The sequence below is a fragment of the Variovorax trehalosi genome (genome assembly GCF_051216415.1).
Classification (GTDB): domain Bacteria; phylum Pseudomonadota; class Gammaproteobacteria; order Burkholderiales; family Burkholderiaceae_C; genus Variovorax.
On the sequence record NZ_JBPJZG010000001.1, the window covers coordinates 1090849 to 1103571 of the forward strand.

Genomic DNA, 12723 nt, shown 5'->3' on the forward strand with positions numbered 1-12723 from the left:
GCGCGCAGAAGGCGCCTAACGCCGCATGGGGCGGCAAAATCCACAACGATCGGAGAAGAGACAAATGAACCAGAGTTTTCAGCGACGTGACGTTCTGCGCGTGGCCGCCGCCGGTGCGGCCGTTCTTTGCGGCGCCGCGCGCGCCCAAAGCTGGCCGACCAAGCCGGTGACGATGATCGTGCCGTTTCCGGCCGGCGGCGGCACCGATGCCTTTGCGCGTCCGCTCTCGGGCCAGTTCACCAAGGTGGCGGGCCAGACGCTGGTGATCGACAACCGCGGTGGCGCCGGCGGCACGCTGGGCGCGGGCATCGCGGCCAAGGCGCCGGCCGACGGCTACACGCTCTTCATGGGGGCGGTGCACCACGCCATTGCGCCTTCGGTCTATCCCAAGCTCGACTACGACATCGAGAAGGACTTCGTGCCGCTGATGCTCCTGGCCAACGTACCGCAGGTGGTGGTCATCAACCCCAAGCGCGTGCAGGCCAATACCATCCAGGAATTCATCGCGCTGGTGAAGCGCAGCCCGGGCAAGTTCAACTACGGCTCGGCCGGCTCGGGCACTTCGCACCACCTGGCGGGCGAGCTCTTCAAGATCCAGACCGGCACCTTCATCACCCACATCCCGTACCGCGGCGCGGGCCCGGCGCTGTCGGACCTGATCTCGGGCAACGTCGACCTGATGTTCGACGGCCTGGGTTCCTCGGCCCAGCACATCAAGAGCGGCCGCATCAAGGCGCTGATGGTCGCGGGCAGCAAGCGCAACCCGGCGTTCCCCGACGTGCCGTGCGCCGCCGAAGTGGGGTTGCCCGACTACACCGTGACCACTTGGTACGGCCTCTGGGCGCCCAAGAACACGCCGGCCGATGCGCAGGCGCGCGCGGTCGACGACATGAAGAAAGCACTCGCCACCGACGAGCTTAAGACCATCTGGGCGCAGAACGGTTCCGAGATCCCGACCCTCACCATGGCCGCTTATGGCGGCTTCGTGAGTTCGGAAATCAAGCGCTGGGCCACGGTCGTGAAGGCGTCGGGCACCAAGCTCGAATGACGGCTGCGGGCACTGTATCGCTGCGCCGTGAAGGCGCGGTGGCGGTCGTCACGCTGTCGAACGCGGGCCGCCTCAATGCGATGACGCGCGCGATGTGGCGCGCGCTGCGCGCCGTGTTCGCGGGCCTGGACGATGCAGGCCTTCGCTGCATCGTGGTCCGCGGGGAGGGCGGGGCCTTCTGCGCGGGCGGCGACATCTCCGAATACCCGTCGTTCCGCTTCGAAGAGGCGAGCCTGCGTGAATTTCACGAGAACGAAGTGTGGGCCGCGTTGCAGGCCTTGCTCGACTGCCCGGTGCCGCTGGTCGCGCAGATCGAGGGCGCCTGCATGGGCGCCGGCATCGAGATCGCGAGCTGCTGCGACATCCGCATTGCAGGCACCTCCGCGAAGTTCGGTGCGCCGATCGCCAAGCTGGGCTTTCCCATGGCGCCGCGCGAAGCGGCCCTGGTGCACGGCGCCATCGGCGACGTGCTTGCGCGCGACATGCTGCTGGCCGCCGGCGTGCACGGCGCCCAGCGCCTGTACGACGCCGGCTTCCTGCTGCAGGTGCTGCCCGACAACGAGATCGCGACCGCAGTGCAGGTGCACGCCGACCGCATCGCCGCGCTCGCGCCGCAGGCCGCGCGCCTGCACAAGCGCACCTTCGCCATGCTGAAGGCCGGCGCTCAATCTACGCAGAGCCTGCTCGCCACGGCCTACGACTACGCCGATTCCGCCGAGCACCGCGAAGGCATCGCCGCCTTCCTTGCCAAGCGCACACCGAATTTCTGAAGTACCGGTTCAAAGACGAAGCGATGAAGAAGCCAACCAACACCAACCTGTTCGCCGCCTTGCGCGCGGCCTTTCCCGCCGACCTCGACGGCATCGCGGTCGAGACCGACAACGGCCTTTTCTACTCATGGCGCGACCTCGAACGCGCGAGCGCGATGATCGCCAACCTGCTCGATGCGCTGAAGCTCGAGAAGGGTGCGCGCATCGCGGTGCAGGTCGAGAAATCGGTCGAAGCGATGCTGCTGTATCTCGCCACGCTGCGCGCGGGCTATGTGTTCCTGCCGCTCAACACCGCGTACCAGAGCGCCGAGATCGAATACTTCATCGGCAACGCCGAGCCGGCAGTGGTGGTATGCACCAGCCGCAACGCGTCGTGGGTCGGCCCCATTGCCAATGCGGCGGGCACGCGGCACGTGTTCACGCTGGACGACGACCGCACCGGCACGCTGCTCGAAGTGGCCGCGCAGTGCAGCGACAAGCACACGCCCACGAAGAAGTCGCCGGACGACCTCGCCGCGATCCTCTACACCAGCGGCACCACCGGCCGCAGCAAGGGCGCGATGCTCACGCACGGCAACCTGCTGTCGAACGCCGAGGTGCTCAAGGACTACTGGGGCTGGACGCCGGGCGACGTGCTCATCCATACGCTGCCCATCTTCCATGTGCACGGCCTCTTCGTCGCGCTGCACGGCGCGCTGCTCAACGGCAGCAAGATGCTGTGGTTCTCGAAGTTCGACCCCAAGCGCATCGTCGCCAAGCTGCCCGAGGCCACCGTGTTCATGGGCGTGCCCACGCTCTACGTGCGGCTCCTGGCCGAGGCGGGCCTCACGCGCGAGGCGGTGCGCAACATGCGCCTCTTCGTCGCGGGTTCGGCGCCCCTGTTGATCGAGACCTTCGACGAGTGGAAGGAGCGCACCGGGCACACCATCCTCGAGCGCTACGGCATGAGCGAGACGGTGATGCTCACCTCCAACCCCTACAAGCCTGAGCAAGGCGAGCGTCGCGGCGGCACGGTCGGCTTCGCCTTGCCGGGCGTGCAATTGCGCGTGCGCGACGAGAACGGCAACGACTGCATCACCGACGAGATCGGTGGCATCGAGGTAGCCGGCCCCAACGTGTTTGCCGGCTACTGGCGCATGCCCGAGAAGACCAAGGAAGAGTTCACCGCCGACGGCTTCTTCAAGACCGGCGACGTCGGCAAGATCGATGGGCGCGGCTACATCACCATCGTCGGGCGCAGCAAGGACCTGATCATCAGCGGCGGCTACAACGTCTACCCTGCCGAGATCGAGGGCTACATCAACGAGATGACGGGTGTGGCCGAGAGCGCGGTCATCGGCGTGCCGCACCCCGACTTCGGCGAGGTGGGCGTGGCCATCGTGATCGCCAAGGCGGGCTCGGTGATCGATGCCGATGTGATCGTGGCGGAGCTCAAGTCGAAGCTTGCGAACTTCAAGATTCCCAAGCGCTGCTTCGTCGTGCCGGAGCTGCCGCGCAACACGATGGGCAAAGTGCAGAAGGCGCTGCTGCGCGCCGAGCACAAGGAGCTGTTTGCCTAGGTCTTCGCGATCCTCGGTGCGAGCGCGGTGATGCGCGGCTCGTGAAAGACCAGCGCATCCACCACCTGCGGTGAAGGCCGGCGGAACTCCACGCTGAAGCCTTCGAGCGTCTCGACGTTGAAGCGCCGCCCGCCGGCCGGCAGCAGCCGGTAGGTCGGCTGGCCCGGGATCGTCATGTTGAGCTGATCCCCCGCATCGAGCCGGATCTCGATCACGCGGCCTGCGTGCAGGTAGTCGCCGGCGCACAGCCGACGGAATGCGGGGTCGAGCACTTCGCCGGCCGCGACGCGGCGGAACACGATGTCGTCCACCATCTGCTCGAGGGGCACTTCGATGCGATCGATGCGGCCCTGCCGGTCGTAGCGGAAAGTGAGGGTGCGATCGCTCGGATGCATGATCGTCGGCCGGTCGGGCGTGATGAAGACGTCGTAGTGGCGGTGCTGGAGCAGGTCCTCCACGCCGCGCCAGTGCCACGCCAGCCCATCCCCTCGTTGCTCGATGCGGATGAGTCCGTAGGCCGGGTGCTCGTACTCGCCGGCATAGTCTTCGAGCGGGTGGCTCGGCTGGGTTTCGCTGTGGCGAACTTCCGCGGCCACCTTCTTGTCGAGCCTCTGCTGTGCCACGGCCTGCTGGCGCTTCGGTGCGAACCTGCCGAACCAGTCGATGGGTTCGCGGCCGCAGAGGCGGTCGAGCGTCGCGAAGGTGAGGATGGGCGTGGCGCCGCCCGGCGTGCGGTTGGTCAGCACCACGACCCCGGCGCGACGCTCGGGCAGCAGCGTCATGAGCGTGCTCCAGCCCGTCCACGAGCCCGAATGCGCCACGGTGCGTTCGCCGCGGTATTGCTCGCAGAAGAGGCCCAGGCCGTAATGCGAGTCGCCGATCTCGGCGTATTCGGAGCGGCCCATGTGCACGCGCGGCGTCGTCATTTCGCGCAGCGCCTGCGGCGAGAGCAACTGGCGGCCGTCCGCCTTGCCGTCGAGCAGGAAGCGCGCCCACTTCGCCAGGTCGGCCACCGAGGCGTTGATGCCGCCGGCAGGCGTGGCGCGGATGGGCGACAGTGGCGATCGATGAAGCTCGTCGCCGTCGATCGCATGCGGGCGGGCGCCGTCTTCGGCGGCGCCGAGCGCCTCGATGGAAAAGCCGAAGTGGCTGAAGCCCAGCGGCTTCATCAGGCGCTCGGTGGTGAAGTCCTCGTAGCGCTGGCCGCTGATGCGCTCGGTGATCATTCCCGCGACGAGGTAGCCGAGGTTCGAGTACTGGAAGGTGTCGCGCAGGTCCTTGTTCGGCGCGAGGTGCCGGAGCGCCGCGAGCATCTGCGCGTTGCTCAGGTCGCCGGGCATGTGGATCCAGTCGTGGCGCGGCAGTCCGCTGTGGTGGCACAAGAGGTCGCGAACCGTGAGCCGCTCGGTCGCCACGGGGTCGTGCAGGCGGAACTCGGGGAGCAGCTCGCGCACCGGCCTGTCCCAGTCGAGCTTGCGTTCGTCGACGAGCAGGCCGAGGCCCGCGGCGGTGAATGACTTGGTGATCGAGCACAGCAGGAACTGCGTGTCGGTGGTCACGGGCAGGCCGGTGTCGGTGTCGCGCACGCCGTAGCCCTTCTGCAGCACTACCTCGCCGCCCTGAATCACCGCCAGCGCGAGGCCGGGTACTTTCCATTCCTGCATCGAGGCTTCGACGAGGTTTTCGAGATCGCTCCACATGGTCGGGGTCCTTGCCTTGCGGCCTTGATTGGAATAGGGCCGCGCATCCTAAAGCAATCCCCGCCGGGGCCTCTTTCTCAAGTGGCGGTGAGCCCGTTCATCAGCCCGCTGCGTGCGTGGCAGTTGCTGTACTCGTAGCTCTGCTCGTCGGCCTTCAGCACCGACACCTCGTGGTACACGCGCAGCTGCAGCTGGAAGTTCAGCGCCTGCACATAGCGCATGAAGCTGCCGAAGATCGCGACGTGCGTCGGGTGCGATTCGGCCCAGCGCTCCATGTCGGCGAGCGAGCGCCAGTAGCTCAGGCCGAATGACTTCTGCAGCGGCGCGCCCTTCGCATCCAGGTGGTGCATGTAGCGGTTGCTGTAGCAGCCGATGCCCAGCCCCTGGTCGCGGAGGAAATCCATGCCTTCGCGCAGCACCGGCTCCATGTCCTCCAGGTAGAGCGTGCGTTCCTGGCCGGTGGTGTCGGTCCACTCCTGGCCGGAGCGGATCATCGCGATGTTCTCGTGGCCCGCGATGCGCACGCGCTGGCCCGATGCCGGCGTGCCTGCGATGACCGCGCGCGTGCCCGAGGGCGACAGCGCGTCGGTCTGCGAGAGCGGAATGCGGTCGCGCATCGAACCCCAGTAGCCGTGCTCCTGCAGCTCGCCGCTGACCTCGCCCATCACCACGCCGACGCCCTCGAAGCGGTCGGGCGTGTTGAACATGGTCTCGAAGTGCTCGACGCGCGGCGAGGCGATTTCGCGGAAGTAGCCGAGGCCTTCGTTCAATCGTTCGTTGGAGCGCCACCATGCGTCGATGGCAGGCGTGGCACTCCAGCGCGCGAAGGCCGCGGCGTCGTCCCAGTAGGCGATGGCGACCATGTTGTCGAAGCCGTCGGCGTCGACGTAGTGCGTGAGGTCGTGATGGCCCGGTCCGTCGGGCAGCGCGAAATCGCGCGCGATCTTCATCAGCGCGGCGCAAGCGCGGCCCTGCATCTCGGGGCCGCGCGACTGCACGCCGAAATAGCCCATCACCACTTGCGTCACCGAGGCCGACGCGCGGGCCGACCAGACGGGGTAGGGCGGTGTGTAGTCGTCCTCGACGCGGCGGTGCCGCGTGCGGGGGCATTTCAGGTGCTCGGCGATGGCGGATTCCATGGTGGGGCTCCGGATGTCAGGCAGCGAGCTGCAGGCGCGGCTCGGTGCCCGTGGCCACCGCTTCCGGCACGCTGCTCTCGGGCTCGGGCGAGCGCTGCAGCACCACAGGCTCGCGGCGCGTCTTGTTGAGGAGCAGCTGCGTGACATCGGGCCGCGAGTAGTGGCCGCTCGGATCGGCCGCCGCCTTGGCGAGCGAGATCATGCCCAGGTCGATGTCGGCGATCACCAAACCTTCCTGGTCTTCGGCCAGTGGCGTGCCGAGCGGCGATCCGTCGGGCGCGTAGATGCGCGCATAGCCGCCGCCTGTGCGCAGCATCTGCTGCTTGCCGGCATCGGTGCACATCAGCTCGCTCATCGCAGGCGAGACCGTGGCGCACGGTGCGACCACGAAGCACTGGCCCTCGGCTGCGTAGACCTGGCTCGCGGCGTTGTTGACCTCCGGCCCGAGCGCGTAGGCCGCGCCGCGGTAGAGCGAGAAGCTGGGCCATGCGCCGCAGTGGATCTGCTCGTTCTGCGCATACATCGCGTACTTGCTGAGCGGCTGCAGGTGCTCCCAGCACGAGAGCGATCCGACATTGCCGATGGCCGTCTCGACCACCGCGAGGTCGGAACCGTCGCCTTCGCCGAATACGGTGCGCTCCACGTGCGTGGGCTTGAGCTTGCGGCGCGTCTGCACAGTGTTGCCCTGGTCGTCGATCAGCGCTTGCGCGATGTAGAGGCTGCCCGCGGCCTTCTCGCTGTAGCCGAGCGACACCCAGATGCGGTGCTTGCGCGCCGCGTCCTTGATGCGGTCGAACTCGGCCGAACCGACCACCAGCGCGTTGTCGTGGTAGCGCTGCACGAACTGCATGCCCCAGGCGGGCGAATCGAGCCAGATCCACCACGGGTAGCCGGGCACCCAGGTCTCGGGAAAGGCGATGAGCTTCACGCCCTGGCCGGCGGCCTGGGCCATGAGCTCGATGGTCTTGTCGATGGTGCCGTCGAGGTCGAGGAACACGGGCGCGGCCTGCACGGCGGCGACGCGTAGCTTGGGGTGGACGGTGGTGGGCATGGCGAGTCTCCAGAGGTGATGGTGGTGGGGTGGATGAAACAACTTCGCACACCCCCAACGCGGGTTTGCGCGGTGGCATGCGGGTTGCTTGAAGCGTAGATTCGCCGCCGCGGAACGCCTTGATCCGAACTGGCGGCGTTCTTGTTCCAGCGTTGCACGCGCTTTCCGGGGACCCCCATGAACCAGTTGCTCAGCACCGATGCCGTGGCGCGCGACCAGCGCCTGGCCTACTGGACCGACATGATCTGCAATGTCTACGTGCAGCTCGGGTGCGATCCGGTGCGGCCGGACGACATCGGCCGTTTCGAAGGCAGCATCCGCCAGCACTCGCTGCCCAGCCTCGATGTGTCGGTGGTCAAGTCAGGCGCGCAGAAGGTCATGCGCACGAGCGGGCACATCGCGCGCTCGGGCGACGACTATTTCCTCGTGAGCATTCAGGCGCAGGGGCGCGGCGTGGTGCGCCAGGACGGGCGCGATGCGGTGCTCTCGGCCGGCGACTTCGCGCTGTACGACAGCACGCGGCCCTACCAGCTGCTCTTCGACGACAAGTTCGAGCAGATCGTGCTCAAGCTGCCCGGCGAGCGCCTGCGCAGCGAGCTGCGCGACACCGAGGCGCTGACGGCGACCACGGTGTCGGGTAAGGAGGGCGCGGGGCATCTGCTGCTGGGCATGATCCGCACGCTGCGCGAAGACATCGACACGCTGCAGCCCGCATCGGCGCTGGCCGTGGCCAACGGCGTGCAGAGCATCCTCGTGGCGGGCCTGCAGACGCTGCCGGCGGCGCGTGCGCCCTCGCTGAGCAACCTCACGGCGTACCATCTCGCGCGCGTGAAGCGATGCATCGACGAGCAACTGGCCGATCCCTCGCTGTCGGTGGGCAGCATCGCGGCTTCTCTGGGGGTGTCGGCGAGCCACGTCCACCGTGTCTTCAAGAGCGAGCCGCTGACGCCTTCGCAGTACATCTGGGAGCGCAGGCTCGAGGCCTGCAGCCGCGACCTGCTGGAGCCGCGGCTTGCGGGCAAGCCGGTGGGGGAGATCGCGTATGGGCGCGGTTTCAACGATGCGGCGCATTTCAGCCGCGCATTCCGCGAGAGATTCGGCTGCTCGCCGCGCGAGTGGCGGCAGCAGCGGGTGCAGTAGGCCTTACTGGACCAGCAGGACAGAGATGTCGGTCTCGCCGATCACCTTGGTGGCCACCGAGCCCATCAGCGCGCGTCCGAAGAGGCCATGGCCGTGGGTGCCGAGCACGATCAGCTCGGCTTGCGCGGCGGCGGCCGACTTGAGAATTTCCTCGGCCGCATGCCCGTGGCGCTTGTCGATCGTGTAGTTGCCGATGCCCTTCTCGGCAAGGAGCGCCTTCACCGGATCGAGCACCTTCGCGCTCTCCTCGGCGTAGTACTCCGCCACGATCTCCTTGGTGAGGTGCCGCGTCACATGGCCCGAGATGCCGGTGCACACGTTGACAACCACGAGTTCGTGTCCGTCCACGAACATCGTGCGATTGGCGACCAGGTAGTCCAGCGCCTTGCGGGTGTAGGCGCTGCCGTCGACGGCGATGAGGATTTTCATGAAACCGTTATACGGCTGCGCCTGGCGCATCGCAACGGGTCACACCCCAGACCATGGGGCCTTTACTTCAGCCTTGAAGGCCCTTCCAGAGCATGTAGGCGGCCAGCAGGTACAGGATGCTCGCGAACACGCGCTTGAGCTTCTTCACGGGCAGCGTGTGCGCGGCCTTGGCGCCCAGCGGCGCGGTGAACACACTGCAGACGGCGATCACCACCAGCGCCGGCAGCCAGATGTAGCCGAAGGAGCCCGCGGGCAGGCCCTGCACCGACTGTCCGCTGATCGCATAGCCCATCACGTTGGCCACCGCGATGGGAAAGCCCAGCGCAGCGCTGGTGGCCACCGCGTTGTGGATCGAGATGTTGCACCACGTCATGAACGGCACGCTGATGAAGCCGCCGCCCGCGCCCACCAGGCCCGAGATGAAGCCGATCACCCCGCCGGCCGCAAGCTGGCCGCCGGTGCCCGGCATCTGGCGCGTGGGCTTGGGCTTCCTGTCGAGGAACATCTGCGTGGCCGAGAAGCCCACGAAGAGCGCGAAGAAGATGGCCAGGGCCGTGCCCTTGAGCAGCGCGAACACGCCCAGGCTCCCGGCCAGGCTGCCGATCACGATGCCGGGCGCGAGGCGCTTGACGATGTCCCAGCGCACCGCGCCGCGCTTGTGGTGCGCGCGCACGCTGGAGACCGAGGTGAAGATGATCGTGGCCATCGAGGTGGCGATCGCCATCTTCACCGCGAGGTCGGACGACACGCCGCGGTGACCCATGATGATCGTGATGAACGGCACCATCAGCATGCCGCCGCCGATGCCCAGGAGGCCTGCGAGAAAGCCGGTGCCCAGGCCGAGCGCGGCCAGTTCAAGAATCAGGAGGGGGTCGAGGAATTCGGTCACGCTGCGGGTCTTCGGACAAAGCAACGGCCCCGAGCAGTGTGTGCTGGGGGCCGTGCCGATGGAAAAAGGTGTCTGCAAGTGGGCGCCGAACCCGCATCCTGAACCAGGGTTCAGGTGGGCGAGGGCAGCAAGACTTCGGGTTCATCTGACGCGAGATGATCACGCCCGTCAAGCGATGTACCAAGCCCGGCTCCGGAGAGCATTGGAACAAGGAAATATTAAGCCCGACGCGCACCGCAGACAGTTCGGATTTTACGCTCCGTATGAGTCCATGGTGTTCATTCAGAGCAAATGACCATCGCCGGCCAGCGCCTGATCGAGCTTTTGAATGAGCTGGGTGGCCTTGGCATCGACTTCTCCGGGCTCAGCCGTGGTAGGCGCGGGCGCCGCGGCAGGCGTCGCAACTGCAGCCGCCTGCTGCGCTGCGAGGTCGAAGGCCAGGTTCAGCGAAGCCAGCACCGCGATGCGATCGCGTGCCTTGACTTTTCCCGCATCGCGGATCTTGCACATGGCGGCATCCACGCGTTCGACCGCATCGCGCAACTGCGGCTCGCCGCCGTCGGGACAGCCGAGCAAATAGCTCTGGCCCATGATCTGTACTTCTATCTGCTTCATGCGGTGGAGTCTTCGGGAGGTGGTTCAGCCGGCAGCCGCTCGAGCAGTGCATCCAGGCGCGTGCGTGCCGCGGCGAGCCGCGACTTGAGCCCGTCGCGTTCGCGCACGAGCGCATCGACCTGTTCCTGGAGCAGCGCATTGGTGCGCTGTACCTCTTCGTGACGCACGAGCAAGCGTTCCACACGCTCGGCGATCTGATCGATGGGGCTGGAGGCGGGCATGGTTGGCGATTGTAGTTTCCCGGGGAATGGGGCCCGCCGGCAGGGCGCGCGGTGCCTTGTCTGGCATGGATTCTGCTGCCTTCGCAGCGGCCTTTCAAACATTTATAGCCACCTCATGACCACGAAGAACAACACTCTATTCAGTCGGCGTGATCTGCTCACGCTCATCGGCAAGACCGCAGGCGGCGGCGCGATGTACCAGGCAATGACCTCTCTTGGTTTCGCTGCCGAGTCCAACTACAGCGGCCCTCCGAAACTCGATGGGGCAAAGAAGGGCGCTTCGGTGCTGGTTCTTGGTGCAGGTCTGGCCGGCATGGCCGCCGCGCTCGAGTTGCGCGCCGCGGGCTACTCGGTGAAGGTGCTCGAGTTCAGCAACCGTGCAGGCGGCCGCTGCTGGACGCTGCGCGGCGGCGACACCTTCACCGAACTCGGTGGCGCGGTGCAGCAGTGCGGTTTCGCAAAGGGCGAGTACTTCAACCCGGGTCCGTGGCGCATACCTTTTCATCACCATGCGGTGCTCGGCTATTGCAAGCGGCTGGGCGTTGCGCTCGAGCCTTTCGTTCAGGTCAACTACAACGCGCTCGTGCATTCGACCAAGGCCTATGGCGGCAAGCCGCAGCGCTATCGCCATGTGCAGGCCGACTACCAGGGCTATGTGGCCGAGTTGCTCGGCAAGGCGACGCAGCAGGGCAACCTCGATGCGGCGCTGACGAAAGAAGACAAGGAGAAACTGCTCGAAGGCCTGCGCCGCTGGGGCGCGCTCGACACGCAGTTCCGCTACCGCGAAGGCACCATCAGCAGCGACCGCCGCGGCTATGAAGTCGATGCGGGCGGCGGCCTCATGCCGCTGGCCAAGCCATCGAAACCGCTCGACATGAGCGAGCTGCTGCAATCGAGCCTTTGGCGTTACATCGCAAGCGGACAGGACTACGAATTCCAGAGCGCGATCTTCCAGCCCGTGGGCGGCATGGACATGATCGCCAAGGCCTTCCAGAAAGAAGTCGGCAGCCTCATCCGCTACGGCGCGAAGGTCACCAAGATCGAGCAGAACGACCGCGGCGTCACCGTCACCTACACCGATGAAGCCAAGGGCGGCGCGGTCACGCAGGCCAAGGCCGACTGGTGCCTGTGCACCATTCCGCTGTCGGTGCTCAGCCAGATCGACATGCAGGTCAGCGCGCCGATGCAGGAGGCGATCAACGCCGTGCCCTATGGCGCGTCGGTGAAAGTGGGCCTGCAGTTCAAGCGCCGCTTCTGGGAAGAAGACGAGCACATCTACGGCGGCATCAGCTACACCGATCTGCCCATTTCGCGCATCTCGTACCCCTCGACGCGCTACGGCGCCAAGGGCAAGGCGGTGGTGCTCGGTGCCTATGTGTTCGACGGCCCGAACTCCTACGAATTCACCGCGATGGCGCCCGAGGAGCGCGTGCGCCGCGCGGTCGAGTTCGGCATGCAGTTGCATCCGCAGTACGCGAGCGAGTTCGACAACGGCATCTCTGTCGGCTGGCACCGCGTGCCCGGCACGAATGGGTGCTACGGCATGTGGACCGACGAGACGCGCCAGAAGCACTACAAGAACCTGTGCCAGGTCGACGGGCGCATCGCGCTCGCGGGCGAACATGCTTCCTACATTCCAGCCTGGCAGGAGGGCGCGCTGCTCTCGTCGCTCGATGCCATCCAGCGGCTGCATGCCCGCGCCGTCGCCGCATGACCGACGAGTGAAGGACACATCCACCATGAACAACAGCAACCTCACGACCTTCCGGCGCGCACTGCTCGGCCTTTCGTTCGGCGCCATCGCCGCGATGAGCGGACACGCCTTCGCGCAATCGCCCGAGCCCACGTTCTCCGTCGGCCCCCGGTTCCAGGAGAGTTCGGGCGAATCGATCTACCGCGCCACCTGCCAGGGCTGCCACATGGCGCAGGGGCAGGGCGCGAAAGGCGCGGGCGCCTACCCGCCGCTCGCGTCGAATCCGCGGCTCGCGAGCGCGGAGTACCCGCTCTACGTGGTCATCAACGGCCAGAAAGGCATGCCCGCCTTCGGCAAGATGTTGAGCGACGAGCAAATCGCTGCCGTGGTCGGCTATGCGCGCACGCATTTCGGCAACCAGTACGCCGATGCGATTCCCGCGGAGAGCGTCAAGAAGCTGCGGCCTTGA

Annotated in this window: 13 protein-coding genes; 6 read left to right on the plus strand and 7 right to left on the minus strand. The window is 66.7% G+C overall.

The window, feature by feature from the left end; all coding sequences use genetic code 11:
- The first annotated feature begins 64 nt into the window (after positions 1 to 64).
- Genes ACSFA7_RS05120 through ACSFA7_RS05130 form a run of 3 tightly spaced genes read left to right on the plus strand, consistent with a single transcriptional unit; the run spans position 65 to position 3377 of the window.
- On the plus strand, positions 65 to 1048 hold the full coding sequence (locus ACSFA7_RS05120) for a Bug family tripartite tricarboxylate transporter substrate binding protein (RefSeq protein WP_435498374.1): 984 nt from the start codon (positions 65 to 67) through the stop codon (positions 1046 to 1048).
- A complete protein-coding gene (locus ACSFA7_RS05125; RefSeq protein WP_435498375.1) occupies positions 1045 to 1818 on the plus strand; it encodes an enoyl-CoA hydratase/isomerase family protein in 774 nt (257 codons plus the stop codon). The genes ACSFA7_RS05120 and ACSFA7_RS05125 overlap by 4 nt, the downstream gene beginning before the upstream one ends.
- A gap of 23 nt (positions 1819 to 1841) precedes the next feature.
- Positions 1842 to 3377 (plus strand): malonate--CoA ligase, encoded by a 1536-nt coding sequence (locus tag ACSFA7_RS05130; RefSeq protein WP_435498376.1) that lies wholly within the window; start codon positions 1842 to 1844, stop codon positions 3375 to 3377.
- On the opposite strand, the gene ACSFA7_RS05135 is transcribed toward ACSFA7_RS05130, so the two are convergent.
- The 3 genes from ACSFA7_RS05135 to ACSFA7_RS05145 all read right to left on the minus strand — a co-directional run bounded on the left by ACSFA7_RS05135 (position 3374) and on the right by ACSFA7_RS05145 (position 7267).
- Positions 3374 to 5077 carry a serine hydrolase gene (locus ACSFA7_RS05135; protein ID WP_435498377.1) on the minus strand — a complete coding sequence of 568 codons (1704 nt, stop codon included), beginning with the start codon at positions 5075 to 5077 and terminating at the stop codon, positions 3374 to 3376. The genes ACSFA7_RS05130 and ACSFA7_RS05135 overlap by 4 nt on opposite strands.
- A gap of 77 nt (positions 5078 to 5154) precedes the next feature.
- A complete protein-coding gene (locus ACSFA7_RS05140; protein WP_435498378.1) occupies positions 5155 to 6216 on the minus strand; it encodes a phenylacetaldoxime dehydratase family protein in 1062 nt (353 codons plus the stop codon).
- 16 nt (positions 6217 to 6232) lie between these two features.
- Positions 6233 to 7267 carry a carbon-nitrogen hydrolase family protein gene (locus tag ACSFA7_RS05145; RefSeq protein WP_435498379.1) on the minus strand — a complete coding sequence of 345 codons (1035 nt, stop codon included), beginning with the start codon at positions 7265 to 7267 and terminating at the stop codon, positions 6233 to 6235.
- A gap of 177 nt (positions 7268 to 7444) precedes the next feature.
- Here ACSFA7_RS05145 and ACSFA7_RS05150 point away from each other — a divergent pair, with 177 nt between their 5' ends.
- Complete coding sequence (locus tag ACSFA7_RS05150; RefSeq protein WP_435498380.1) at positions 7445 to 8407, plus strand: AraC-like ligand-binding domain-containing protein; 963 nt, start codon at positions 7445 to 7447, stop codon at positions 8405 to 8407.
- Between the two features lie 3 nt (positions 8408 to 8410).
- Here the strand turns inward: ACSFA7_RS05150 and ACSFA7_RS05155 are convergent, their stop codons facing one another.
- The 4 genes from ACSFA7_RS05155 to ACSFA7_RS05170 all read right to left on the minus strand — a co-directional run bounded on the left by ACSFA7_RS05155 (position 8411) and on the right by ACSFA7_RS05170 (position 10561).
- Entirely contained in the window at positions 8411 to 8836 is a 426-nt protein-coding gene (locus ACSFA7_RS05155; protein ID WP_435498381.1) for a universal stress protein, read from the minus strand.
- 67 nt (positions 8837 to 8903) lie between these two features.
- Entirely contained in the window at positions 8904 to 9725 is an 822-nt protein-coding gene (locus ACSFA7_RS05160) for a sulfite exporter TauE/SafE family protein (RefSeq protein WP_257859521.1), read from the minus strand.
- Between the two features lie 282 nt (positions 9726 to 10007).
- Positions 10008 to 10340 carry a cell division protein ZapA gene (locus tag ACSFA7_RS05165; RefSeq protein ID WP_435498382.1) on the minus strand — a complete coding sequence of 111 codons (333 nt, stop codon included), beginning with the start codon at positions 10338 to 10340 and terminating at the stop codon, positions 10008 to 10010.
- Complete coding sequence (locus ACSFA7_RS05170) at positions 10337 to 10561, minus strand: hypothetical protein (RefSeq protein ID WP_013541792.1); 225 nt, start codon at positions 10559 to 10561, stop codon at positions 10337 to 10339. Before ACSFA7_RS05170 ends, ACSFA7_RS05165 begins: the two co-directional genes overlap by 4 nt.
- Positions 10562 to 10676: 115 nt before the next feature.
- Between ACSFA7_RS05170 and ACSFA7_RS05175 the strand changes: the two genes are divergently transcribed.
- Together ACSFA7_RS05175 and ACSFA7_RS05180 are read left to right on the plus strand one after the other, a co-directional pair.
- Positions 10677 to 12275 (plus strand): flavin monoamine oxidase family protein, encoded by a 1599-nt coding sequence (locus tag ACSFA7_RS05175; RefSeq protein ID WP_435498383.1) that lies wholly within the window; start codon positions 10677 to 10679, stop codon positions 12273 to 12275.
- A gap of 25 nt (positions 12276 to 12300) precedes the next feature.
- Positions 12301 to 12723, plus strand: a complete 423-nt coding sequence (locus tag ACSFA7_RS05180; RefSeq protein WP_435498384.1) for a c-type cytochrome — start codon at positions 12301 to 12303, stop codon at positions 12721 to 12723.